Source organism: Flavobacterium micromati (assembly GCF_900129585.1).
In the GTDB taxonomy this organism is placed as follows: domain Bacteria; phylum Bacteroidota; class Bacteroidia; order Flavobacteriales; family Flavobacteriaceae; genus Flavobacterium; species Flavobacterium micromati.
This window is the reverse complement of sequence record NZ_FQWF01000001.1, coordinates 454972-478728: the sequence shown is the minus strand read 5'-3', so window position 1 is coordinate 478728 and position 23757 is coordinate 454972. Positions and strand designations below refer to the sequence as shown.

Annotated in this window: 25 protein-coding genes; 13 read left to right on the top strand and 12 right to left on the bottom strand. The window is 33.0% G+C overall.

From position 1 onward, the window contains the following. Positions 1–2: 2 nt before the first annotated feature. Together BUB42_RS02100 and BUB42_RS02095 are read right to left on the bottom strand one after the other, a co-directional pair. The gene (locus tag BUB42_RS02100) at positions 3–755 is read right to left on the bottom strand and encodes an SDR family NAD(P)-dependent oxidoreductase (RefSeq protein ID WP_073016677.1); all 753 of its coding nucleotides are present in this window, start codon (positions 753–755) and stop codon (positions 3–5) included. Positions 756–980: 225 nt separating this feature from the next. Then, on the bottom strand, positions 981–1853 hold the full coding sequence (locus tag BUB42_RS02095) for an aldo/keto reductase (protein WP_073016675.1): 873 nt from the start codon (positions 1851–1853) through the stop codon (positions 981–983). Between the two features lie 211 nt (positions 1854–2064). Between BUB42_RS02095 and BUB42_RS02090 the strand changes: the two genes are divergently transcribed. The 9 genes from BUB42_RS02090 (at position 2065) to BUB42_RS02050 (ending at position 12059) form a co-directional block, all read left to right on the top strand. Then, on the top strand, positions 2065–3069 hold the full coding sequence (locus BUB42_RS02090) for an AAA family ATPase (protein ID WP_073016673.1): 1005 nt from the start codon (positions 2065–2067) through the stop codon (positions 3067–3069). Between the two features lie 82 nt (positions 3070–3151). Continuing rightward, positions 3152–4015 carry a DUF58 domain-containing protein gene (locus tag BUB42_RS02085; RefSeq protein WP_073016671.1) on the top strand — a complete coding sequence of 288 codons (864 nt, stop codon included), beginning with the start codon at positions 3152–3154 and terminating at the stop codon, positions 4013–4015. 166 nt (positions 4016–4181) lie between these two features. Beyond that, positions 4182–4541 carry a four helix bundle protein gene (locus BUB42_RS02080; RefSeq protein ID WP_073016669.1) on the top strand — a complete coding sequence of 120 codons (360 nt, stop codon included), beginning with the start codon at positions 4182–4184 and terminating at the stop codon, positions 4539–4541. A 212-nt stretch (positions 4542–4753) separates the two neighbouring features. Continuing rightward, positions 4754–6385 (top strand): hypothetical protein, encoded by a 1632-nt coding sequence (locus tag BUB42_RS02075; RefSeq protein ID WP_073016667.1) that lies wholly within the window; start codon positions 4754–4756, stop codon positions 6383–6385. After that, on the top strand, positions 6385–7386 hold the full coding sequence (locus BUB42_RS02070; protein ID WP_073016665.1) for a vWA domain-containing protein: 1002 nt from the start codon (positions 6385–6387) through the stop codon (positions 7384–7386). The genes BUB42_RS02075 and BUB42_RS02070 overlap by 1 nt, the downstream gene beginning before the upstream one ends. Positions 7387–7604: 218 nt before the next feature. Beyond that, on the top strand, positions 7605–8639 hold the full coding sequence (locus tag BUB42_RS02065) for a vWA domain-containing protein (RefSeq protein ID WP_073016773.1): 1035 nt from the start codon (positions 7605–7607) through the stop codon (positions 8637–8639). 39 nt (positions 8640–8678) lie between these two features. Further along, complete coding sequence (locus tag BUB42_RS02060; RefSeq protein WP_073016771.1) at positions 8679–9425, top strand: tetratricopeptide repeat protein; 747 nt, start codon at positions 8679–8681, stop codon at positions 9423–9425. Between the two features lie 20 nt (positions 9426–9445). After that, complete coding sequence (locus BUB42_RS02055) at positions 9446–11188, top strand: BatD family protein (RefSeq protein ID WP_073016770.1); 1743 nt, start codon at positions 9446–9448, stop codon at positions 11186–11188. 127 nt (positions 11189–11315) lie between these two features. Next, positions 11316–12059 (top strand): tetratricopeptide repeat protein, encoded by a 744-nt coding sequence (locus tag BUB42_RS02050; protein WP_073016663.1) that lies wholly within the window; start codon positions 11316–11318, stop codon positions 12057–12059. Positions 12060–12154: 95 nt separating this feature from the next. Here the strand turns inward: BUB42_RS02050 and BUB42_RS02045 are convergent, their stop codons facing one another. Next, positions 12155–12661 (bottom strand): CvpA family protein, encoded by a 507-nt coding sequence (locus tag BUB42_RS02045; RefSeq protein ID WP_073016661.1) that lies wholly within the window; start codon positions 12659–12661, stop codon positions 12155–12157. 147 nt (positions 12662–12808) lie between these two features. On the opposite strand from BUB42_RS02045, the gene BUB42_RS02040 reads away from it, so the two are divergent. The 3 genes from BUB42_RS02040 (at position 12809) to BUB42_RS02030 (ending at position 15145) form a co-directional block, all read left to right on the top strand. Next, on the top strand, positions 12809–13165 hold the full coding sequence (locus BUB42_RS02040; RefSeq protein ID WP_073016659.1) for a hypothetical protein: 357 nt from the start codon (positions 12809–12811) through the stop codon (positions 13163–13165). A 317-nt stretch (positions 13166–13482) separates the two neighbouring features. Further along, a complete protein-coding gene (gene pheS / locus BUB42_RS02035; RefSeq protein WP_073016768.1) occupies positions 13483–14502 on the top strand; it encodes a phenylalanine--tRNA ligase subunit alpha in 1020 nt (339 codons plus the stop codon). Positions 14503–14737: 235 nt separating this feature from the next. Continuing rightward, on the top strand, positions 14738–15145 hold the full coding sequence (locus BUB42_RS02030) for a hypothetical protein (RefSeq protein ID WP_073016657.1): 408 nt from the start codon (positions 14738–14740) through the stop codon (positions 15143–15145). A gap of 96 nt (positions 15146–15241) precedes the next feature. Here BUB42_RS02030 and BUB42_RS02025 read toward each other — a convergent pair whose 3' ends face one another. The 3 genes from BUB42_RS02025 to BUB42_RS02015 all read right to left on the bottom strand — a co-directional run bounded on the left by BUB42_RS02025 (position 15242) and on the right by BUB42_RS02015 (position 18484). After that, the gene (locus BUB42_RS02025; RefSeq protein WP_073016656.1) at positions 15242–16237 is read right to left on the bottom strand and encodes an NAD(P)H-dependent glycerol-3-phosphate dehydrogenase; all 996 of its coding nucleotides are present in this window, start codon (positions 16235–16237) and stop codon (positions 15242–15244) included. Positions 16238–16545: 308 nt separating this feature from the next. Beyond that, positions 16546–17709, bottom strand: a complete 1164-nt coding sequence (locus BUB42_RS02020) for an iron-containing alcohol dehydrogenase (protein WP_073016654.1) — start codon at positions 17707–17709, stop codon at positions 16546–16548. Between the two features lie 4 nt (positions 17710–17713). Further along, on the bottom strand, positions 17714–18484 hold the full coding sequence (locus BUB42_RS02015) for a type 1 glutamine amidotransferase domain-containing protein (protein ID WP_084118264.1): 771 nt from the start codon (positions 18482–18484) through the stop codon (positions 17714–17716). 86 nt (positions 18485–18570) lie between these two features. Between BUB42_RS02015 and BUB42_RS02010 the strand changes: the two genes are divergently transcribed. After that, positions 18571–19467 (top strand): LysR family transcriptional regulator, encoded by an 897-nt coding sequence (locus BUB42_RS02010; protein ID WP_073016652.1) that lies wholly within the window; start codon positions 18571–18573, stop codon positions 19465–19467. Here the strand turns inward: BUB42_RS02010 and nadD are convergent, their stop codons facing one another. The 6 genes from nadD to BUB42_RS01980 form a co-directional block, all read right to left on the bottom strand. Further along, positions 19468–20049 (bottom strand): nicotinate (nicotinamide) nucleotide adenylyltransferase, encoded by a 582-nt coding sequence (gene nadD / locus BUB42_RS02005; protein ID WP_073016650.1) that lies wholly within the window; start codon positions 20047–20049, stop codon positions 19468–19470. A gap of 102 nt (positions 20050–20151) precedes the next feature. Next, positions 20152–20439, bottom strand: coding sequence for a four helix bundle protein (locus BUB42_RS02000; RefSeq protein WP_244533862.1), 288 nt, complete (start codon positions 20437–20439; stop codon positions 20152–20154). 226 nt (positions 20440–20665) lie between these two features. After that, positions 20666–21244: a guanylate kinase gene (gene gmk / locus BUB42_RS01995; protein WP_073016646.1), complete on the bottom strand. Its 579-nt coding sequence runs from the start codon at positions 21242–21244 to the stop codon at positions 20666–20668. A gap of 307 nt (positions 21245–21551) precedes the next feature. Next, positions 21552–22412 carry a YicC/YloC family endoribonuclease gene (locus BUB42_RS01990; protein WP_073016644.1) on the bottom strand — a complete coding sequence of 287 codons (861 nt, stop codon included), beginning with the start codon at positions 22410–22412 and terminating at the stop codon, positions 21552–21554. Between the two features lie 73 nt (positions 22413–22485). After that, the gene (locus BUB42_RS01985; protein WP_073016642.1) at positions 22486–23382 is read right to left on the bottom strand and encodes a DMT family transporter; all 897 of its coding nucleotides are present in this window, start codon (positions 23380–23382) and stop codon (positions 22486–22488) included. Further along, on the bottom strand, positions 23375–23731 hold the full coding sequence (locus tag BUB42_RS01980; RefSeq protein ID WP_073016765.1) for an arsenate reductase family protein: 357 nt from the start codon (positions 23729–23731) through the stop codon (positions 23375–23377). Before BUB42_RS01980 ends, BUB42_RS01985 begins: the two co-directional genes overlap by 8 nt. Between the last annotated feature and the right edge of the window lie 26 nt (positions 23732–23757).

The following is a 23757-nucleotide window of genomic DNA, read 5'->3' as shown; positions in this document are numbered from 1 at the left end:
AGCTATGATTTGTTTATGATTGTTGCCGATGCTTGAGCAGTAGGAAGTATCAGCAAATCAGCAATATTTACGTGATACGGTCGTGAAACTACAAAATGGATAATATCAGCAATGTCGGCAGCACGCAATGGCTCAAAACCCTTATAAACATTGGCCGCTCTTTTTGAATCGCCTTTAAAACGCACTTCACTAAATTCTGTTTCTACAGCTCCAGGATGAATTCCTCCCACACGAATTCCGAAAGGATTTAAATCAATTCGCATTGCTTGGTTTAGCGCATCAACTGCGTGTTTTGAAGCACAATATACATTTCCATTTGCATAAACCTCTTTTCCAGCAATTGACCCAATATTAATGATATGTCCAGATTTTTGGGCAATCATTTTCGGAATTATCGCTTTGGAAACATATAAAAGTCCTTTTACATTTATGTCAATCATCGCGTCCCAATCGTCTAAATCCCCGTTTTGGATTGAATCTAAACCATGGGCATTGCCAGCGTTGTTAACTAAAACGTCGATCTTAGAAAACGTTTCTGGCAACGAATCAATGCTTTCAAAAACTGCTTTTTTATCTCGAACATCAAACGATAAAGTATGTACTTCTGTAAACGCTGAAAGTTCGTTTTTTAACTCTATTAATCGATCTTCTCTACGGCCACACAGAATAATTTTATAATTATTTTTGGCTAATATTTGCGCTGTTGCTTTTCCAATGCCACTGGTCGCTCCAGTTATTAAAGCTGTTTTTGTCATTTTATTTGTTTTCTATTGCAAATCACTTTGCTGTTTTTATTTGGGCGTGTTCGCCGCGGCGAATCGGGCTTTCCGTTCCCGCTTTTATTTCTTTTTTCTCGTTTTTTGACGGGTAAAAAGAAATAAAGAACTCTACTAAAATCCCTCACGCAAATTAAAAAATTTCAATACGAGTTTTGCAAACAAATCCTAAAAGATCTATAAAATTATGTTTGCAAATAAAAACTAGGCTACATCTTCTCCCATGCTCGCAGTCCAAATGGCAAACCAATCTTCTTTATCTAATTTTAAATCAACTGCTTTTTGCAACGATTGAATTCGCGCCACATTTACAGTTCCTGCAATTGGGATAATTTTAGCAGGATGGTGTAAAATCCATGCTAATAAAATCGAATCTGAACCGAGATGGTATTTTGCCATCAAAGTAACTAGTAATTTTTTCAGACGACGCGTTTGCGAATTATCCTCTCTAAATACTGAACCTAATGGATTCCAAGACATAGGGCAAATAGAGTTGACTTGCATATAATCAAAACTGCCATCGACCATTGGTTCAAAATGGGTGGCCGAAAATTGAATTTGATTGTACAAAACTTCTGTTTTTTGACGGATTAATTCCGTTTGTGATGTAGTAAAATTAGAGAGTCCAAAATCAATAATTTTACCTTCTGATTTTAATTTTAAAACCGCTTCGGCAATTTCATCCGCTTGCATCAACGGGCTAGGTCTGTGCAATAAAAGAACATCTAAAAAATCCGTTTGTAAATACTGCAACGAGTTTTCAACTGATTGAACAATATATTCTTTGGAATATTGATAATGTTTAATGGCATTATTGCGGTTTCCCGTAATCATTTGGATGCCACATTTAGATATTAATTGTAATTTTTCCCGCGGTATTTTACTTGAAGCTAGTGCTTTTCCAAAAGAAGCTTCGGTGGTGTAGTCCCCATAAATATCAGCATGATCAAAAGTCGTGATTTTGTTTTCTAGACACACATTAATCATGTTTTCCATTTCTTTGGTGTTGAGATTTTTATCCCAAATTCCCCAATTCATGACACCTGCTATTATAGGTGATAAATTTGTTTTAGTCATTGATTTTATTTTTAATAGAATATGTAAATTCTTTAATTAGAAGTATATTTTTCAAAGTTCCTAAAATTATAAAAATTGTATCATAATTCGTCCTTAAAATTAAGGTATTAATTGAAGTTTTAACCATTTATTAACATCTTACGTCTAAAAAAAAATTCAATTTGCACCTTCAAATCTAAGACACTAAATTCAAGGTTTTAAAAATAATAAAATGGAAGAAAATACAGCTACTTTAGACATTAGAGCAATCAATGAAAAAATAGAAAGAGAAAGTGCTTTCATCGATCTCCTGACAATGGAGATGAATAAAGTGATTGTAGGTCAAAAGCACATGGTAGAGCGTTTGCTTATAGGACTTTTAGGTCAGGGGCATATTTTACTTGAAGGAGTTCCTGGACTTGCAAAGACATTAGCAATAAATACGCTTGCTCAAGCTATTCAAGGATCGTTTAGTAGAATACAATTTACGCCAGATTTACTTCCCGCGGATGTTGTGGGAACTATGATTTACAACATTAAGTCAAATGAGTTTTCGATTAAAAAAGGACCAATATTTGCAAATTTTGTACTAGCTGATGAGATTAACCGAGCACCTGCTAAAGTGCAATCGGCCTTATTGGAGGCAATGCAGGAAAAACAAGTAACAATTGGCGATACTACTTTTAAATTAGATAGACCATTTTTAGTTCTTGCCACGCAAAACCCAATTGAACAAGAAGGAACTTATCAACTTCCAGAAGCACAAGTCGATCGTTTTATGTTGAAAACCGTTATTGATTATCCTAAAATGGAAGACGAACGTTTAGTAATTCGGCAGAATTTGAAAGGAAGTTATGAAAAAGTAAATCCTGTAGTTTCTGTAGAACAAATTTTGCGTGCTCAAGAAGCGGTTCGTGAAGTGTACATGGATGAAAAAATCGAAAAGTACATTCTTGATATCATTTTTGCAACGCGTTTTCCTGAGAAATATAAATTAGCTGATTTAAAACCATTGATTAGTTTTGGAGCTTCTCCACGTGGAAGTATTAATTTGGCTACAGCAGCAAAATGTTATGCTTTTATAAAACGCCGTGGTTATGTAATTCCTGAGGATGTTCGTGCTGTAGTACATGATGTATTGCGTCACAGAATTGGGATCACATACGAAGCAGAAGCAGAAAATATTACTTCGGTTGATATTATAAATAAAATCGTAAACGAAGTAGAGGTTCCGTAAAAGTACTTAGTACCTAGTCCTTAGTTTTTGCTTCAAGCTAATGATTAATGACTAAAAAAAACTAAGGACTAAAGACTAAAAAATGGATACAAAAGAGCTTTTAAAGAAAGTACGCAAAATAGAAATCAAAACCCGGAGGTTGAGCGATCATATCTTTTCGGGAGAATACCATACTTCTTTCAAAGGACGTGGAATGACATTTAGTGAAGTCCGTCAGTATCAATATGGCGATGACATTCGTGCAATTGACTGGAATGTTACGGCTCGTTATAATGAGGCTCATGTAAAAGTTTTTGAGGAAGAGCGCGAATTAACCATGATGTTGATGGTTGATATTTCCGGTTCAGAAAGTTTTGGTTCTAAAAATCAATTAAAGAAAGATATTGTTACAGAGATTGCTGCAACAATGGCTTTTTCTGCCACTCAAAACAACGATAAAATAGGGTTGATCTTGTTTTCGGATGAAATCGAATTATACATTCCGCCTAAAAAAGGAAGATCGCACGTATTGCGGATTATTAGAGAATTAATTGAATTCCAACCTAGAAGCCGCAAAACGGATATAGCGCAAGCCTTGAAATTTTTATCAGGAACTCAAAAAAAGAAAGCGATTGTATTTGTAATTTCTGATTTCATGTCGGAAGATTATGAACATACGTTGAAAATAGCAGCGAAGAAACACGATATAACAGGAATTCGAGTGTACGACATTAGAGAAGAAAAAATGCCAGATTTAGGAATGGTTTCCATGCTTGATGCAGAAACTGGCGAAATACAATTAATCAACACGGGCGCAAAATCAGTGCGAACGAATTATGAAAAACTATATCACGAAAAAGTTGGTTATTTTAAGGAAACATTCAGTAAATCAGGTTCTGGCGTAGTAAATACGCGCGTTGATGAAAGTTATGTTACTAAATTATTAAGCTATTTTAAATCGAGATAGAGATTTTTGGTCTTAGAATAACAAGTTTTGATTGCTGATTGAAGATTAACGATTTTTGATTTTAGATGGAGTTGGATTAAATAAATAGAATTAAAATTTGATTGGTGATTTAGTATTAATGGATAATCGATTTCTAATTTAATCTTAGAAACTGAAAGATAAATAAATGAATAAGCAAGAATTAGAAAACAGATTGATAGATTTTGCTGCGATGATAATAATAGCCGCTAGCAAATTTGAAAAAAATTATGCTGGAAGTCATCTTGCCGGTCAAATTATTAGGTCTGGAACTTCACCCGCTTTAAATTATGGAGAAGCTCAAAGCGCAGAGAGTAATAAAGATTTTATTCACAAAATGGGAATTTGTTTGAAGGAGCTTAGAGAAACTTTTGTTTGTTTAAAAATTATTGAGAAATCAAATTTAATGTCAGATTTAAATAGTTTATTAATCGCAAAAGTGGAAGCTAATGAGCTAATTTCCATTTTCGTTGCAAGTATTAAAACAGCTAAAACAAATTTGAAATAGTTTAGATATGATTAATGGCAAGTTCTAAAAAAATCTAAATTCAATCCCGATAGCTAACCGGACGTTAATCTAAATCTAAAATCTAAAGTTAATTAATTTAACCTAAATCAAAAATCGTTAATCTAAAATCAAAAGTTGTTTAATTCAACCTAAATCAAAAATCAAAAATCGTTAATCGACAATCAAAAATAAAAAGGTTGCAATAGTACAACATGAAAAAACATTTATACCTACTAATTCTACTGATTTCTACCGCTGTTTTTGCACAACAAAAGCAATTGACTACAAGTATAGACACCCTTAAAAATAAAATTGGTGCCGAATTCAAACTATCGATAAAAGCAACTGTCAACACTTCTTCAAAAGTTGTTTTTCCAAATTTAAAAAACTTTGGAGCTTTAGAAGTAATTCAATCCTATCCAGTTGATACTGTTAAAATGGACGGTCAATATGAGTTGATAAAAAAATATGGACTAACTCAATTTGATTCTGGTCGTTACGTTGTGCCAAGTATTAAGATTTTTATCAATAGCAAACCGTTTATGACTGATTCGCTATTAGTTGAGGTTGCTAGTGTTCAAGTCGATACTTTAAAGCAAAAAATGTACGATATTAAGGATATCGCTGCAGCGGAAAATTCAATTGGGAACTGGTGGAAATACCTTTTAGTAATCGCTTTGATAATTGGTATTGGCGCATTTATATACTGGTTCATTAAAAAACGTCAAGAAAAAAAACTACAAGCTGAAATATTGAAAACTCCTATAGAAAAAGCAACAACTTTGCTAGATACATTAGAGAAAAAAGAATTGTGGCAAAAAGGAGAGGTTAAAGCATATTATAGTGAGTTAACAGATATTGCTAGAAATTATATTGAAGAAGCGATTGAAATTCCCGCAATGGAAAGTACAACATCGGAATTAATTGCTGGGCTTAGAGCCGCTTCTGTTAAAAAGAAGATGACGCTTTCTAAGGAAATTATTGAAAATTTAGAGCGCGTATTAAAGCAAGCCGATTTAGTGAAATTTGCTAAATCAAAGCCACTAGATTTTGAAATTACCGATGATCGAAATAAAATTCAAAAGGTAATTTTAACATTAGATAATTCAATACCAGCAGAAGTAGAAGTTGAAGAAGATTTATTGCTCAATGAAGCGCAAAGACAAAAGCAAATTAAAATTCAATTAAAAAAACAAAGGAAGAAACGAATTGTCACAGCAATAGCATCCGTTGCGTTCTTGTTGTTTGCAACCACCTCCTTTTTTATTATTACTAAAGGATTTGACTATGTAAAAGATAATATATTAGGTCATCCTACTAAAGAATTATTGGAAGGCGAATGGATAAAAAGTGAATATGGAAATCCTGGCATAATCATAGAAACGCCAAAAGTATTGAAGAGAGTGGACTTGACTAAAACCTTGCCCAAAGACGGAATGGCATTAATTAAAGAGATGCAATCCTTTGCTTATGGAAGTGTTTTAGATCAGTTTTATTTGATGATTTCTACTCTAAAATTTAAACAAGAAACTCAAATCGATCTAGCAAAATCTATGGATGGTATTTTACAATCACTAGAAGTACAAGGCGCTCAAAATATGATTGTGAAACAAGAAGAATTTGAAACAAAAGAAGGCGTTAAAGGTATCAAAGCGTATGGAACTTTTTCTCAAATGGATGATTTGACTAAGTCAAGTACAAAAATGTATTATGAAGCATTATTGTTTAGCCAAGAAGGAGGATTACAGCAAATTTTGTTATTCCATCAAGAAGGAGATAAATATGGCAATGAAATATCAGAACGAGTTTTAAACTCAGTTGAATTAAAACAAGCAGGTAAATAATGGACAAAATCACTTTTTTAAACCCAGAATTTTTTTGGTTGTTTCTGTTAATTCCAATTGCAATTGTTTGGATATATTGGAAAAAAAACCAGCAGTCGGCCACTTTAAAACTGAGTTCTTTATCAGGATTCAAAGGAACAGAATCGTATTTGACGAAATTAAAACCTATTTTAAATGTTTTACGAATATTAGCGCTGTGCTCGTTAATTATTGCAATGGCGAGACCAAGAACGGTTGATGTGAGTAATAAAACTAAAACCACTAAAGGGATTGATATTGTCATGGCAATTGACGTTTCAGGAAGTATGTTAGCAAAGGATTTGAAACCTAATAGAATGGAAGCACTTAAGCTGGTAGCAGCTGACTTTGTAAAAGAAAGACCCAATGATAGAATAGGACTAGTTGTTTACGCATCTGAGGCGTATACAAAAACGCCGGTGACCAGCGATAAACCTATTATACTAGAGGCGATAAAAAGCATAAAATATGATAATGTTTTACAAGATGGAACGGGAATAGGAATGGGATTAGCCACCGCTGTAAACCGATTAAAAGACAGTAAAGCAAAAAGTAAAGTTATAATCTTGTTGACTGATGGAGTTAATAATGCAGGGTTTATTGAACCCGAAACAGCATCAAACATTGCAAAGCAATATGGTATTAAAGTATATACTGTAGGAATTGGATCAAACGGAATGGCCATGTCTCCTTATGCTATTTCACCTCAAGGGAAATTACTGTTCCAAATGATGAAAGTAGAAATTGATGAACAATTGATGAGAAATATAGCTAGAGCAACTGATGGAAAGTATTTTAGAGCTACAAGTAATAATAAGTTAGCCGAAATATATGCATCGATAAACAAACTAGAGACAACGGAAATTGAAGAATTAAAATTCTACGATTACGATGAGAAATTTAGACCGTTTATTTGGCTTGCAGGCTTTCTACTATTATCAGAAATAGGATTGAGAAACACAGTTTTTAAGAGTTTTATTTAAAGCCGAACAAAAAGAATTGGAATTTTAGAATTTAGAATTTGGAATTTGGAATTTGGAATTTGGGATTTGAGATTTGGATTTTAGGATTTGTTATTTTGAGATTTGGAATTTGGGATTTGAGATTTGGGATTTGGAATTTGGAATATGGAATTTGGGATTTGAGATTTGGATTTTAGGATTTGGTATTTGGAAATTGGTATTTGGAATTTAAAAAATATATGGAATTAGACGAAAAAAAATATTTATATCTGCTGATACTACTGCCGCTAATAGTGTTGGTGTTTTTGGCTAATTTATATTGGAAAAGAAAAAAGCAACAGGAGTTTGGCGATTTAGAAATGGTGAAAAAATTGAGTCCTGAGAGCTCAGTTTTCAAACCTGTTTTAAAATTAATCGTATTACTTCTGGCCTTTCTTGGACTTATTTTTGCATTGGTAAACCCAAAAATAGGAACCAAAATGGAAACAGTCAAGCGTGAGGGAATCGACATTGTTTTTGCAATGGACGTTTCTAAAAGTATGCTTGCCGAAGATGTAGCGCCTAATAGACTTGATAAAAGCAAGCAACTTGTTTCGCAAATCATAAAGCAATTAGGAAATGACAGAATAGGAATTGTTGCTTATGCAGGAAGTGCTTTTCCAGTGTTGCCTATAACCACTGATTATGGTGTGGCTAGAATGTTCTTACAAAGTATGAACACTGAAATGGTTTCTTCGCAGGGAACTTCACTTGATGAAGCCATAAAATTATCGTTAACGTATTTTGATGATAAAAGTAAAACCAGCAAATTATTGATTTTAATTTCTGATGGTGAAGATCATTCTGAAGGTGCAGAAAGCATGGCCGAAGAAGCCAATAAAGCGGGAATGAAAATTATTACTGTTGGAATAGGCACCGAAAAAGGAGCGACAATCCCATTAAAAAGAAACGGAATTGTGGAAAGCTATCAAAAAGATAATAATAATGAGGTTGTTGTGACCAAATTGAATAAAGCCAGTTTAGATGCGATCGCAAAAGCAACGAAGGGTGGATATGTCAACGGTAATAATACTAAGGAAGTAGTTGAATACATCAAAGGAACATTAGACAAGATTCAAAAAACAGAATTTGAATCAACGGAAATGGCTGATTATCAATCTCAATTTCAATGGTTTTTAGGGTTTGCTTTCCTATTGTTATTTGCAGATGTTTTTCTATTAGAAAGAAAAACAAATTGGGTTAAAAAATTAGATTTATTTAACGAAGCCTCATAATCCCTAATGGTGCAGAAATTTAAATATCAATACTATAAAATGAAAATAGTTTATAAAATATATTATGTTCTTTTCCTGCTTTGTGGCTTAGCAAGCTATGCACAACAAAAAGATAGAATTTTGCCTAAAGCAAACAAGGAATATGCTGAAAATAAATATGCAGAAGCAGAAGCGGATTATAGAATTTCAAATTCAAAGTTTCCTAATAAATCAAGTGCAGTTTATAATTTAGGAAATGCAATTTATAAACAAAAGCAATCTTCAGAGGCCAAATTCGCTTACGCGAAAGCAATAAAAAGTTCAAAATCGAGAGTTGAAAAACACCGCGCCTTTCATAATTTAGGGAATGTATTTATGAACGAGAAAGATTATTCTCAAGCAGTTGAAGCTTATAAAAATGCATTGAGAAATGATCCTACCGATGAAGAATCGCGTTATAATTATGCTTTGGCCAAAAAAATGCTAAAAGATAATCCGCCGAAGGATGATAAGAAAAAAGACGAAAAGAAAGATAAAGACAAACAAGAAGATAAAAAAGACGGCGAAAAAGATAAAAAAGACGATAAGGAAAAAGATAAAAAGGACGATAAAGGCGATCAAGACAAACAGAAAAAAGATCCTAAAGAAGAGGAAAATGGCGAACCAAAACCTATTCCAGGAGGTCTTTCTAAGGAAAGGTTAGAAAATCTTTTAAATGCGGTTAATAAAGAGGAAAAGAAGGTTCAAAATAAAGTGAACGCTCAAAAAGTTAAAGGAAAACCAGTTAAAACAGAAAAGGATTGGTAATGCAATCCGATACTTTTAAAATGAAAAAATTTTTAGTAGCGATATTCTTCTTGCTGTGCAGCACAATCATTGCGCAAGTCCAATTTGAAGCTCGAGTAAGTAAAACTACGCTGGGATTAAATGAAAGACTTCGTGTGGACTTTATGATGAATGTGGATGGAGATCATTTTGTTCAACCTTCATTTGATGGGTTTAGAATTATTGCTGGACCAAGTCAGCAAATAAGTCAGTCTTGGATAAATGGAAGGAGTTCTTTTGAAAAAGCATATTCGTACTTTCTAACACCCAATCAAAGAGGGACATTTGTCATTAAGTCGGCTTCTATAGATTATAATGGACAAATTTATAAAACTGATCCAATTAAAATCGTAGTTACCGCACCTCAAGAACAGCCAAGAGAACCAGGTGATACACAAATTGCCGATGATGAGAATTTATATCTCATCGCTGAGGTTTCTAAAGACAGTCCGTATGTTAACGAGCCCACAACTATTGTTTACAAGCTTTACTTTGCTAATATTGGAATTGCTAATTTTAGAGATTTAGGTAAGCCAAAATACAATGATTTTTGGAGTCAAAATATAGAAATCAAACAATTAGTTGCTGAACAAGGGTTATTTAAAGGACAAAACTACCGATATGTAATCCTGAAAAAAGTAGTGCTTTATCCGCAAAAGTCAGGAAAACTCAAAATTGAGCCCTTATCTTTAGAAATTGATGTACAATTACCAACAAACCAGAGAGATGCTTTTGGTAGAATGGTTCTAGAAGAAACTAGCAGAAGGGTTTCTGCGGGCAGCAAAACTATTTCTGTGAAAGCATTACCTGAGGCAGGGAAACCAGATAATTTTAGCGGTGCAGTAGGAAACTTTGATTTTAAAGTAACACCATCTAAAAATAATTTAAAAAATGGAGAAAGTCTTGATTTAGTGGTTAGTGTAACTGGAAAAGGGAATTTAAAATTATTTAGTTTACCAAAGCCGGTAGTGCCAAATGCTTTAGAAATGTATGACGCGGTTCATAGCGAGAATATTAGTACGCCGCTTTCGGGAATGGTTGGAAAATCATCTGACAGTTACACAATAATTCCGCAATACAAAGGGAATTATCCAGTTAAACCAATGCAGTTTTCTTATTTTGATTTGAATTCTAAATCCTATAAAACCATTACTTCGCCAGAGATTATGGTGAATGTTCTTGAGGGCGCAACGCCGGTAGATTCAACTGAAACAGAAGCAAACAGAAATAAAATTGTCAATGTCGAAAAATTTAAGCCCATAAAATTAAAAACGGAACTTGTTGAAATAAACAAGAATGAATTTTTAGGTTCTAATTTATTTTACGCTTTACTTTTTGCTCCATTTTTGCTGTTACCGTTAATTGTGATCTTCAAAAAGAAAAGAGAAACTGCAGCAGGTGATATTTCAGGAAACCGAATTAGGATGAACAATCGATTAGCTAAAAAATACCTGTCAGAAGCGAAGAAACAAATTAAGAACAAAGAACTTTTTTATATTGCTCTCGAGAAAGCGATGCACAATTTTTTAAAAGCTAAATTGCGTATCGAAACTTCGGAAATGAGTAAGGAGAATATTCAGGAATTATTGCTGTCAAGGAATGCAAATCAAGAGGCTGTAAATGAATTTATAGCACTTACTGAAAACTGCGAAATTGCACGCTATGCACCATCATCTAGCGTAGCGATACAACAGGATTTTGACAAGGCAGTTTTGATAATCTCAGAGTTGGAAAAGCAAATTTAGCCAGCTAATTACAAAGACGCGAAGAAACAAATATCTAAAGGTAAAATTAAAGTTAGTGCAAATTATTTTTAGGATTTAATACTGTAAAACTTAAAGACTTTGTGTCTTTCTAGCAAAATAAATTGAAATGAAAAACATACTATGCATATTTTTATTTTCTACCCAAATTTTCTTTGCCCAAAATGGCTTTGAAAAAGGGAATGCACTTTACGAAAAAGGAAAGTATTCTGAAGCAGTTGAAGCTTATAACAGTGTGCTGCAGAACAATCAACATTCATCAGAAATGTATTTTAATTTAGGAAACGCTTATTATAAACTCAATAAAGTAGCGCCATCGATTTATTATTATGAAAAAGCACTAGTGCTAAATCCTAAAGATAATGAAAGTTTAAATAATTTAAAATTTGCCAATAAAAGAACCATTGATGAGATTAAAGTAATTCCAAAAGTAGGTTTTGCAAAATTAGTGCGTGATTTTACTGGAATTTATCACTACAACATTTGGGGCTGGTTTACTGTTGGACTAGCATCGTTATTTTTATTATTATTTATTGGCTATTATTTTTCGCAAATTACGGTTTGGAAAAGAATGTTCTTTGTAGGAATGTTTATCTCCGTTATTATAATGTTGATGACGGTATCATCTGCTATTTTTGAAAAAAAGTATTTCGACACCGAGAAACCGGCCATCATTTTTGCCGAAATGGCTAATCTTAAAAGCGAACCGCGAGATGGCGGTAAACCACTTTTATTACTTCATGAAGGCACAAAAGTTTATGTAAAGGAAATCATTGGAAAATGGAAAAAAGTTCAGCTTACCGATGGAATGGAGGGTTGGATTGAAAGTACCGCGATTAGGGAGGTGAAGTAAAAATTATAAATTTACTTTTAAAGCTTCTATCCTTTCAAAGGCTGGAAATTTTAATGTTTATAAAAAGAAAACCTTAATTAAGAAAACTTTATTTCCTAAGCTTTCTTCTTCATCTCCTCGTACCCTTTCTTAATCGATGGAAAAACATATCCAGCTATTTTTTGAATAGGATTGTAAAATATAGAATTATCAAGTGTTTCCTTTTTAGCTAGAAAATTATTATAATTTATCTTTTCAAAAACAGAAAACACAACACTCACGATCAACACTGTTTTTAAAACTCGAAAGAAACCACCACCTATTTTATTTAACCAGCCTAAAAAAGCAAGATTGGCGATGCCAGTTAAAAATTTACCTAGCAGATTTATGGCAATAACAACAACAATAAATGTTAATGCGAAGGCAACAACTAGAATAGTATTAGGGTTCCACTTTACAATTCCCATTAAAATCTCTTTGATGAATGAAGAGAATTTTATTGCAAAATAAATTCCCAAAATCAATGAAACTAATGAAGCTAGCTCTATAAAAAGTCCATTAATAACTCCTTTATAAAAAGCAAAAACTAGTAAAGCGCATAAAATAATATCAAGAAATCCCATTGTATTTGTATGTAAAATAGAGAGCGCAAATATAAAAGAATTGTTGCACATCAATTGCCAAATTTCAAGTTCTTATATTTGCCTAAATAATTATATAATTTTTGAGATCTAAATTCAGAAATCGTTAATTTACAATCATAAATCAATATGTCAAGAGACACACAACTCAAAGAACGCTGGGAACAGCTTGTTAATATACTTTCCAATCAATTTTCACAAGGTGAGGATTTAGATTTAGATGCCATTATTTATTTAATTGGCGTACAAGAACTCGGTAAAGTACACAATGAATACAAAAAAGACGAAAAATTAAACCTGATGCACATTGCGATTTGCAGATTATTAGAGCCGTACGGTTTCTATGAATTTGAATTTTTTGATGAGGAAGGTTGGCCACACTATAAAGTCAAAGAAGAGTTACCTCCACTCAAAGCTGGCGAACAGTCGGTTTTAATGAAAGAGGCAATTGTGAATTATTTTCTTGAAAGAGAAGTTATAGAGTAGGGTTTAGTTGATAGTCCATCTTTTATAGTTTATAGTCCTAAGTCCATAGTCCTTAGTTTTACTCTAGAGTCCTATGTTTGTGTTCTATAATTCATAGTCGTAGTGATTATTACTGCGACTTAGTAGAGTTTAAAGTATTTTAATTCGTGGTAAATTCAAGTACTTATTAAAATGATTTACTCTTTTCGTTAAAAATCTAGGGCTAAGGACTACGGACTGAGCACTAAGCGCTAGATACTAATAAAAACAAATCAACAATTACTTTTCTCCAATCACTAAAAAAAAACTAAATTTGCACTCTCAAATATAGAATGAAAATGATAGATAAGATAAAAGAATATATTGGCGAAGCACAAGCTTTTTCAACCCAAAATGCAGCAGAATTAGAAACTTTCCGAATTAAATTTCTTGGAAGCAAAGGGCTTTTAAAGGATCTTTTTGCCGAATTTAAAAATGTTCCTAACGACCAGAAAAAGGAATTTGGACAGGTGATAAATTTGCTTAAAACCTCTGCTGAAGAAAAAGTAAAATCTATACAAGAATCTTTAGAAAGTAAAGAAGAAAGTAAAGGGTTTTATGGTGATTTAACGCGCTCGGCTGAACCTACAATTATTGGTTCTCGTCACCCTATTTCATTGGTGAAAAACCAAATCGTCGATATCTTTTCAAACATTGGTTTTAATGTTTCCGAAGGTCCAGAAATTGAGGATGATTGGCACAATTTCACCGCATTAAACTTGCCAGAATACCATCCGGCTCGTGATATGCAAGATACTTTTTTTATCCAAACCAATCCAGATATTTTATTGCGTACGCACACTTCATCTGTACAAGTGCGCTATATGGAAAATAACAAACCGCCTATTCGTACCATTTCACCAGGAAGAGTTTTCCGTAATGAAGCCGTTTCGTCTCGCTCTCATTGTATTTTTCACCAAGTCGAAGGATTGTATATCGACAAAGACGTTTCTTTTGCTGATTTAAAGCAAACACTTTTATATTTCACAAAGGAAATGTTTGGAAAATCAAAAATTCGTCTCCGTCCGTCTTATTTTCCTTTTACAGAACCTAGCGCCGAAGTTGATATTTATTGGGGTCTAAAAACGGAAACTGATTACAGAATCACCAAAGGAACAGGTTGGTTAGAAATCATGGGTTGCGGAATGGTAGATCCTAATGTTCTAAAAAATTGCGGTATCAATCCTGATGAATACAACGGTTTTGCTTTTGGAATGGGAATCGAAAGAATTGCAATGTTGCTCTACCAAATTGGCGATATCCGCATGTTCTACGAAAACGACGTTCGATTTTTAGAGCAGTTTAGATCTAGTATCTAGTCAATGCGAACAGCGAAGCAAGTTCACAATACATTTTTGATTCAATAATTGTAGATTTTTTAGGAGCTATTTCCAGCTATTCATTACAATCTTTTATTCGGGAAAAAACCTCATAAAAGGATTTTCATTTCTATCTGGGCTAGGGCATTTCGATCCGAGATAAGTTAATGTTTAAATAACTGTTACTCGCAACGAATCAAATAATTCTACTGTTTTAATAATACTTTTGCCTACAATGAAAAAAGACATCATAATTCCCAAAGTAGAAAATGTTTTCCTAGCCGTCGTTCAAGAATGGAGCGATGATTTCATGGAGAAAGTCTGGTACGCGTACTTAGTAAATGACAGTGATTTTCTAATTGAAAGTGTCATGGTAGTTTCAAAAGCTTTTGGGACAATAGAAGGCGAATTGAAAAAAACATCATTGCTGCGTCACGCTTTTGTTGCCGTTCCCGCAGTCTCTGTGGTAAAAATAGAAATGTTAGAGAAAAGTGTTTTGACACTTAACAATGAATTTATGTTGACCTTTTTCATGGATAATAAACTCTACGATAAAAAGTTTGTTTTCAAAGCCAATTCTATTAACGAAAAGAATGTTGAGGAAGTTCCTATTTTATTTGTTGATGGAGTTATTGTGAGGTAAGCTATTTTCTGCAAAAAATATAAACCGCAGATTCGCAGATTTTATTTTTAAATCTGCGAATCTGCGGTTTTTTATTGCTTGTTGAAATGAAACTTCTTAATCTAATTCTTCCGTTAATTTCTTAAACACACTTTTTGCATCTTTTCCTTCGTATAAAATGCTATAAACGGCATCAATGATTGGAGTTTTAGCACCATAGGCTTGGTTAAGTTTATAGGCACTTTTTACAGCATAGTAGCCTTCGGCAACCATACTCATTTCCATCATTGCTGATTTCACAGTATATCCTTTACCAATCATGTTTCCAAACATTCTATTTCTCGAAAAAACAGAATATCCCGTAACCAATAAATCGCCTAAGTAAGCCGAATCATTAATATTTCGTTTCATTTTGTGGACCTTTTTGATGAATTTTTTCATCTCTCGAATTCCATTACTCATCAACACCGATTGGAAATTATCGCCATAACCTAAACCATGGGCAATTCCTGCAGCAATAGCATATATGTTTTTAAGCATTGCAGCATATTCTGTTCCTATAATATCATCAGTAATTTTAGTTTTGATATAATTTCCAGATAAATTATCAGCTACTACTTGTGCTTTATCAGGATCGCCACAAGCAATTGTTAGATAGGATAAGCGTTCTAAAGCCACTTCCTCAGCATGACAAGGGCCAGTTATTACTCCGATGTTATAGTATGGAATATCATATTTCACATGGAAATGTTCGCCTACAATCAAACTTGTTTCAGGAACAATTCCTTTTATTGCTGAAAAAATGATTTTGTTTTCAAGTGAAACCGTTAGTTTCTCTAATTCAGCATCCAAAAAAGCGGATGGAATGGCAAATATAACGTAATCAGCATAGGCTACAGCTTCATTAATATCATCAGTTAGTTTCAATTTTGATGTATCAAATTCAACTGAACTCAGATAATTTGGATTGTGCTTATAAGTTTCAAGGTGCTCAATTGCAGCTTCATTGCGCATGTACCATGAAATTTCAGAAAGGTTTACACATAGCATTTTAGCGATTGCAGTTGCCCAACTTCCACCACCTATTACTGCAAATTTAATTTTATCAGCCATTTTTTAATTCGATTTATTCAAAAGTACTTAAAAAACTAGCAACTAAAAAAAATTAATCAAAACCTTCAGGTTAGTGTTTATAAGCAGCGAGGATTTTTTTATTAATAATATGATAAATTAATATCAAAATTTAATTTTAGCAACAATATTAGTAAAGCTTTTGAGTTTTCATTATATATTATTTTTTATTTTAACACCGTAAAGAATTGAATTAGTTAGTTAGTATATTTTTTGAAATGTAAAAGGCGTCTTCCATTTATTGAAAGACGCCTTTTTATTAATTATTAAGTCACTAATTATTATTAAAACTAATAGCTCATTTCAACTATTTCTTTAACTTTTTCTAAAGTGATATTTTGTTTTTCACCTAATCCTAACCATCCTCTTTCTTTAAAACGATCAACTATAAAAGAAGCTGTATTGTCATAATTCTTAGTATAATCAGATAATTTAGTATCCATTCCCATCGTGTGGAAAAATTCTACGGTTTTTTTTATCGCTTCGTTTGCAATTTCTTCTTCTGTTCCTTCCAAATTAAAAATACGTTTTCCGTATTGCGCTAATTTTCCTTTTTTAGTTTCAAACATCACGCGGTATAGATTTGGTCCTACAACTGCTAAAGTTCTTGCATGGTCAATACCATATAAAGCTGTTAATTCATGACCTATCATGTGAGTAGCCCAATCTGATGGTACTCCTTTTTGGATTAAACCATTTAAAGCCATCGTACAGCTCCACATAAAATTAGACGCTAGCGCATAATCTTTTGGGTTTTCAACTACGTCAGGACCAATTTGAATTAAAGTTTGTAAAATACTTTCAGCAATTCTGTCTTGTAGAAATCCATCATGTGGATACGTTAAATATTGTTCTAAAACGTGGGTGTAAGCATCAATAACTCCGTTTTGCAATTGTCTTTTAGGTAATGATTCAATCACTGTTGGATCACAAATAGAAAATTTTGGAAACAATGCTGAACCACCAAAAGCTAATTTCTCCTGAGTAGACTGAATAGTGACAACGGCGCCCGAATTCATCTCACTTCCTGTTGCTGGCAATGTTAGTATAGTTCCAAAAGGTACTACTTTAGATAAATCTTTAATCAAAAGCTTTTTTTGCAGAATGTCCATTGGATTTCCATCAAAATGTGCGGCAGCCGACATGAATTTTACTCCGTCAATTACTGATCCGCCACCAACAGCAAGTATAAAATCGATTTTTTGCTCTTTAATTACGTCAACTGCTTTCATCAAAGTTTCGAAATGTGGGTTAGGCTCAATTCCACCAAATTCGATAATTTCAAAGTCCTTTAAATTTTTGATTACTTGTTCGTGAATACCATTTTTAAAAATACTTCCACCACCATAAGCCAAAAGGATTTTTGCTCCTTTTGGTACCAATGACGCTAGTTTTTCCATTTGTCCCTTCCCAAAAATTAAATTGGTAGGGTTATATAATTCGAAATTTAACATAATCTTATTTATTTAGATTTAATTGATTTAGTAATTTTTTAGCGACTAGTTTAGACGAAGCTGGATTCTGGCCTGTAATTAGTAATCCGTCTTCAATTGCGTACGGTTGCCAATCACTAATTTTTGAATAAATAGCGCCGTTTGCCTGCAAAGCATCTTCTAATAAAAAAGGAACAACTTTAGTTAATCCGACAGCTTCTTCTTCAGTGTTAGAAAAACCAGTTAGTTTTTTGCCTTTAACCAAAAATTCTCCGTTTACTTTAACATTTTTTAGTGCTGCTGGAGAGTGACATACAAATGCTACTGGTTTGTCATTGCTATAAAAAGCTTCAATCAATGCAATTGAGTTTTTATCCTCGGCTAAGTCCCAAAGCGGTCCGTGACCTCCAGGATAAAATACAGCATCGTAATCGGCTTGCTTGACGTCAGCTAATTTATGGGTGTGTTTTAATTTGTCTAGAACAGCTGTGTCATTATCTAATCTCTTAGTGTCTTCGGTTGCTGCAGATGGATCATCACTTTTTGGATCGATTGGTGGCTGACCTCCTAGTGGTGTAGCAATATCGATTTGGACTCCTTTATCAGCTAATTCATAATAAGGTGCTGCAAATTCTTCCACCCAAAATCCTGTTTTTTCTCCAGTGTCCCCAAGTTTATCGTGACTAGTTAGAACAAATAATACTTTTTTCATAATTTTTTTATTTTGTTTCTGTGCAGTTGCTGGAATGCAACTTAGTGTTAATACTATGATTGTCAATATGGCAATTTTCCTCATAACTTTTTTGTTAGATGCAAATTTAAAGCTTATGTGCTATTAGTAAAAATAATTTAAGTTATGTTTGTTATAAATAAATTTATATCATGACCAATTTAGAATGGTACCGCACTTTTAAATCAGTTTACAAAAACGGAAATTTTTCATTGGCAGCAAAAGAATTGTTTATTAGTCAACCCGCTGTTAGTCAGCAAATATCAATGTTGGAAGCACATGTAGGTTATAAACTTTTCAATAGAAAGTCTAAAGGTGTCGAGCCAACAGATTATGCTAAGTTACTTAATAATTTAATTATCGAGGCTCTTGAACGATTAGAAAATGTAGAGAATGGTTTTAGGGCTAAAGCATTTGATGCTAATCGATTGATATCTGTGGGTATTTCAAAACATTTGATGAGTAGTTTAGCAAGTGCATTAGTAACAGAGTTTGATTTTATTGATTTTAGTTTTCATGAAAATGATGTACTTTTTGAATTAGTCGATGCTAAAAAGCTTGATTTTGCAGTTTTAACTAAAAGGTATGATACGTTTGATACCATTCAGAAAAAGCTCGGAGAAATAAAGCAAATAATCGTTGGTTCTAATACTATTGATGCAACTTTATTAAAGGATAGTATTAAAAACAAAAATTTTGTGGCAGCTGAAAATTGGTTAAACGACCAAAAATGGTTCAGTCATAATGCGCAAATTCCGCATATAAAGTTATTTTGGTTGCATGTTTTTAATAAAAAAAGACCTTCAATGATTCCCAATTATATCATCCCATCAGAGTATGAAATGTTAGAAATTATCTCCAAAAACACCGGTGTTGCAGTGGTTTGGGATCTAAATGCTAAGAATCTCATAGTAGAAAATAAAATTAAATTACTATGGAACAGTAAATTAATGCCAAGTACTGAAGTTTTTTTATTAGCCAATAAAAAGGAAAATCTAACAGCTATTTTTGAAAAAATAGAACTTAAATTGAAAGATATTTTGAATTGATTATTTCTTGTAAAAATTATTATGATCTATATATTCCCAAACTTTATTAGGCAATAGCGGCTTGACATTTTTGCCGTTTTTAATATTATCTCTAATAAAAGTTGATGATATTTCTACAATTGGTGCATCAACAAAATGAATTTTTGGATGATTTTTTAATTTTAAAAGATCTTCTTCGGAAGATAATCTTGGATAAACATAAATTTCGTGATGAGCCAAAATAACTTCATAATTTTTCCATTTATGAAATGATTTTAAATTGTCCTCACCCATTATTAAAGAGAACCCGTAATTAGGATGTTTTTCTTGTAAATGAGCTAATGTATTTACAGTATAATTGGGCTGCAATAATTTGAATTCAATATCCGAAGGTTTTATATCAGGAAAATCCTCGGTTGCAAGATGTACCATTTGTAAACGATGGTAATCATTGAGCAAAGTACTTTTCTTTTTAAGCGGATTGTGCGGTGTAACAACCATCCAAATCTGGTCTAAATCAGAATATTCAGCCATATGGTTGGCAATAATGAGATGCCCAATGTGAATGGGGTTAAATGTGCCGAAATACAGACCTATTTTCATAATTTTTAGTTCTTAGTCCCTAGTCGAGAGTTCTTAGCACTTAGTCCTTAGTAAAGAAGCCTCAACTTATTGAATAAGCATTAAGGACTACCAAACTAAGGACTACTTTAAATTTTTTGAAAAAGCGTTTATCATTTTTCCCTCTTCCTCAATTAAATAAAAAATCTCATTTAAGAGATTTTCAGCAGATAGAAATTCCAATTCTTTGGCAATAATTAATTGAGTTTCAATTTCATTTAGTGATCCCCTCGGAATATTTAGAAAATGATTAAACGATTTGTCAGTTTGTCGTCTAAATCCTTCTGCTATGTTTGAAGGAATACTTAAGCTAGCTCTTTTTACTTGATTAGTTAGAGCATATATTTCTTCTTTTGGAAAACCTCTTGTCAATTTATAAACTAAAATGACAATTTTTATTCCTTTTTGCCAAATTAGTAATATACGATTTAACTCCGCTCATAATAAGTTTGTTTTTAGGTTAATTTAATAGTACTTAAAAGTAGTACTTTTTATAAAACTGATCCTAGAAACATATCATTAAAAAGCTAAAATTTAAGGACTAAACATTTAGAAATCAAATCTAAGGACTGAGGACTAAAGACTAAGGACTAAATCACTATTTTTCACTTACAAAATCCTTCACCAATCGATGTGCTTCTTCCAAAGCAACTTCTAAATCATAATTTTTAATAACAACGTCAAATTGTGGTGCAGTTGCTAACTCAACAGATGCTTTTGCAATACGCATGTTGATTTTGTCGTCACTTTCAGTAGAGCGTTTTTTTAAACGAATTTTTAGTTCGTCTATACTCGGCGGTTTTACAAAAACAGCTAACGTTTCATTAGGGAATTTGTGTTTAATACGCAATCCACCTGCTACATCAATATCAAAAATTACGTTTTTACCCAGAGCCCAAATGCGTTCTACCTCGCTCTTCAGTGTGCCATAAAAATTATCGCGGTATACTTCTTCCCATTCCAGAAAGTCTTCATTTTTAATGTGCTTTTTAAATTCTTCTGTAGAAATGAAATAATAATCTTTTCCGTCTATTTCTTCGCCTCTGGATTCCCGTGACGCCGCCGAAATTGAGAATTCAAGATTCAAATCCTCTTGTCCTAATAAATGCTTAACGATAGTAGTTTTCCCTGATCCTGATGGTGCCGAAAAAACGATTAATTTTCCTCCTTTGCTCATTCGTGTATTTTTTATAATATCCTACAAGGTTTCCAAAACCTTGTAGGTTTGTATTTTTATATATTGTAAGGTTTTCAAAACCTTGTAGGTTTGTGTTTTGATATCCTGCAAGGTTTCCAAAACCTTGTAGGTTTGTATTTTTATATATTGCAAGGTTTCCAAAACCTTGTAGGTTTGTATTTTAATTATTGTAAGGTTTCTAAAACCTTGTAGGTATTGTTTTTACTAAAATTGTTATTATGATTGAATTTTGTAAAACAAACGTAATAAAAAGAGACGCGATAAATCGCGTCTCTACATGTAAATATTATAATACGTTTAAAACTTGTTCTTTTATTTTCTCTAATTCATCTTTCATCTGCACTACTAATTTTTGCATTTGTGCGTGATTGGATTTAGAACCCATCGTATTGATTTCACGTCCCATTTCTTGCGTGATAAAACCTAATTTTCTACCGTTAGCCTCAGTTCCGTTGATGGTTTCTTGGAAATAATCTAAATGATTGGTCAGGCGCACTTTTTCTTCGGTGATATCTAATTTTTCTAAATAGTAAATTAATTCTTGTTCGAATCGGTTTTCGTCAACGTTCACTTTCAGTTCTGAGATTGCTGTTTGCAAACGATCTTTTATCGCTTGAACGCGCTCTGGATCGAGTTCTAGAGCCTCAGTCATGTATTGGCGAATATTTCCTATTCGCAATTGAAATTCCTTTTCTAAGGACATTCCTTCATCTTTTCTAAAAGTCAAGATATTTTGCAATGCTTCTTCAACAACGGTTTGGATTTGCACCCAGTCGTTTTCATCAATCTCATCGCGTTCTACTTTCATAGTGTCGGGCATTCGCACCGCCATTTTCATCAGTTCCGTTTCGTCAGCATCAGCATAAACCTCTTTTAACTGATTAATATAAGCTCTTACAATTGGTACATTTACTTTTGTAGAAGTTTGTTCTGCGGTACTTTCGATAAAAACAGAAAAATCGATTTTCCCTCTTTCTAGTTTCAAGGCAATCTGATTGCGTAGTCCTAATTCCATTTCGCGGTACAGCGAAGGCATTCGCACATTTAGATCCAAACCTTTACTGTTTAAGGATTTTACTTCTACCGTTATTTTTTTCGTTGGTAATTGCAAAGTCGCTTTCCCAAAACCTGTCATTGATTGTATCATATAATTTTCTAAAAGAGGGCAAAGATAGTAAAAAAAAGCCCCCTAGCCCCAAAGGGGGAATTGCAATAATGATCTATTCCCCTCCTTTTGAGGGGCTAGGGGAGGATACTAAATAAACGCCAGTAAAGATTAAAATAGCAGAAACAATTTTAACCATACTCAAATCGTCTTTTCCCAAACCAATTGCAAAAATAGTGGCAAACACCGGTTGCAAATAAATAAACACAGCAACAGTAGTTGGTTTTAATTCTCTCATTGAAAGTAAATTTAGTAAATAAGTAAAAAAAGTAGAGAACACCACTACAAAAGCTATTTTCCAGCTAATTGCATCAGGAACCATCGCCCAGTTTACCGCTTGGAATTGGCTCCAGCCAAAAGGTAAAACCATAATAAAACCAAATAAATAAATCCATTTGACAAATGTAAAAGCATTGTATTTATCCATTAATTTCTTGACAGTAATAAGATAAAATCCATAGGATACAGCATTTAGTAAAACGAGGAAGTTACCAAGACCAGCATTAGTTGCGTTACCAATTGATTTGCCATAAAGGATAAGAAAAGCAGTTCCTACTAAACCCAAAATAATTCCTAAAACCATGCGTTTTTGCATGCGTTCCTTCATAATTAATGCCGAAAGTGTTAACACTATCATAGGCGTCGAAACCATAATCACTGCCGCCGAAATAGGGGAAGTCAGACTCAAACCTTTAAAAAAAGTAAGCATATTAAATGCAACGCCAAAAAACGCTGCCGCTATAATTCTAGGAAAATCAGTTAGTGCAATTTTTTCTTTTGGCATAAAAAGCCAAGCCAGCCAGAATAAAATGACTGATCCACCTACGCGTAAAAATATAAATCCATAGGCGTCAATATATGTTGGCATGACATCTTTAGCAATCGTGAATGTGACTCCATAAATGATTGAGACAAAAGTGGCTCCAAATAATGCAAGATTCCGTTTAGACATTTGCAAAAGCGAGCATTACTTGATGCATATTTTGCTGCGTATTGCCTATATAAATTTTGTTTTGGATGATAAAAACCGGCCGACTCAAAAACGTATAATGCTCTAAAATGTATTTCTTGTAATCCTCTTCAGTCAAAGATTTGTTTTTTAAATCCATTGATTTATACAACTGTGCTTTTTTACTAAAAAGTGCTTCATAGCTACCAGATAGTTCACGCATTTGCTCTAATTCTTCAACAGTGATTGGATCTTGCTTAATATCGTGGAACGTTAAGTTATGATCTTTTGGTAATGATTTAATGATTTTTCGGCAGGTGTCGCAGGAAGCGAGGTAATATATTTTATCCATTTTAATAATAATTTCTTTGTGCAAAG

Coding starts and splice junctions, on each gene's coding strand:
- BUB42_RS02100 (WP_073016677.1), bottom strand. CDS start 755: ATGACAAAAACAGCTTTAATAACTGGAGCGACCAGTGGCATTGGAAAA.
- BUB42_RS02095 (WP_073016675.1), bottom strand. CDS start 1,853: ATGACTAAAACAAATTTATCACCTATAATAGCAGGTGTCATGAATTGG.
- BUB42_RS02090 (WP_073016673.1), top strand. CDS start 2,065: ATGGAAGAAAATACAGCTACTTTAGACATTAGAGCAATCAATGAAAAA.
- BUB42_RS02085 (WP_073016671.1), top strand. CDS start 3,152: ATGGATACAAAAGAGCTTTTAAAGAAAGTACGCAAAATAGAAATCAAA.
- BUB42_RS02080 (WP_073016669.1), top strand. CDS start 4,182: ATGAATAAGCAAGAATTAGAAAACAGATTGATAGATTTTGCTGCGATG.
- BUB42_RS02075 (WP_073016667.1), top strand. CDS start 4,754: ATGAAAAAACATTTATACCTACTAATTCTACTGATTTCTACCGCTGTT.
- BUB42_RS02070 (WP_073016665.1), top strand. CDS start 6,385: ATGGACAAAATCACTTTTTTAAACCCAGAATTTTTTTGGTTGTTTCTG.
- BUB42_RS02065 (WP_073016773.1), top strand. CDS start 7,605: ATGGAATTAGACGAAAAAAAATATTTATATCTGCTGATACTACTGCCG.
- BUB42_RS02060 (WP_073016771.1), top strand. CDS start 8,679: ATGAAAATAGTTTATAAAATATATTATGTTCTTTTCCTGCTTTGTGGC.
- BUB42_RS02055 (WP_073016770.1), top strand. CDS start 9,446: ATGAAAAAATTTTTAGTAGCGATATTCTTCTTGCTGTGCAGCACAATC.
- BUB42_RS02050 (WP_073016663.1), top strand. CDS start 11,316: ATGAAAAACATACTATGCATATTTTTATTTTCTACCCAAATTTTCTTT.
- BUB42_RS02045 (WP_073016661.1), bottom strand. CDS start 12,661: ATGGGATTTCTTGATATTATTTTATGCGCTTTACTAGTTTTTGCTTTT.
- BUB42_RS02040 (WP_073016659.1), top strand. CDS start 12,809: ATGTCAAGAGACACACAACTCAAAGAACGCTGGGAACAGCTTGTTAAT.
- pheS (WP_073016768.1), top strand. CDS start 13,483: ATGATAGATAAGATAAAAGAATATATTGGCGAAGCACAAGCTTTTTCA.
- BUB42_RS02030 (WP_073016657.1), top strand. CDS start 14,738: ATGAAAAAAGACATCATAATTCCCAAAGTAGAAAATGTTTTCCTAGCC.
- BUB42_RS02025 (WP_073016656.1), bottom strand. CDS start 16,237: ATGGCTGATAAAATTAAATTTGCAGTAATAGGTGGTGGAAGTTGGGCA.
- BUB42_RS02020 (WP_073016654.1), bottom strand. CDS start 17,709: ATGTTAAATTTCGAATTATATAACCCTACCAATTTAATTTTTGGGAAG.
- BUB42_RS02015 (WP_084118264.1), bottom strand. CDS start 18,484: ATGAGGAAAATTGCCATATTGACAATCATAGTATTAACACTAAGTTGC.
- BUB42_RS02010 (WP_073016652.1), top strand. CDS start 18,571: ATGACCAATTTAGAATGGTACCGCACTTTTAAATCAGTTTACAAAAAC.
- nadD (WP_073016650.1), bottom strand. CDS start 20,049: ATGAAAATAGGTCTGTATTTCGGCACATTTAACCCCATTCACATTGGG.
- gmk (WP_073016646.1), bottom strand. CDS start 21,244: ATGAGCAAAGGAGGAAAATTAATCGTTTTTTCGGCACCATCAGGATCA.
- BUB42_RS01990 (WP_073016644.1), bottom strand. CDS start 22,412: ATGATACAATCAATGACAGGTTTTGGGAAAGCGACTTTGCAATTACCA.
- BUB42_RS01985 (WP_073016642.1), bottom strand. CDS start 23,382: ATGTCTAAACGGAATCTTGCATTATTTGGAGCCACTTTTGTCTCAATC.
- BUB42_RS01980 (WP_073016765.1), bottom strand. CDS start 23,731: ATGGATAAAATATATTACCTCGCTTCCTGCGACACCTGCCGAAAAATC.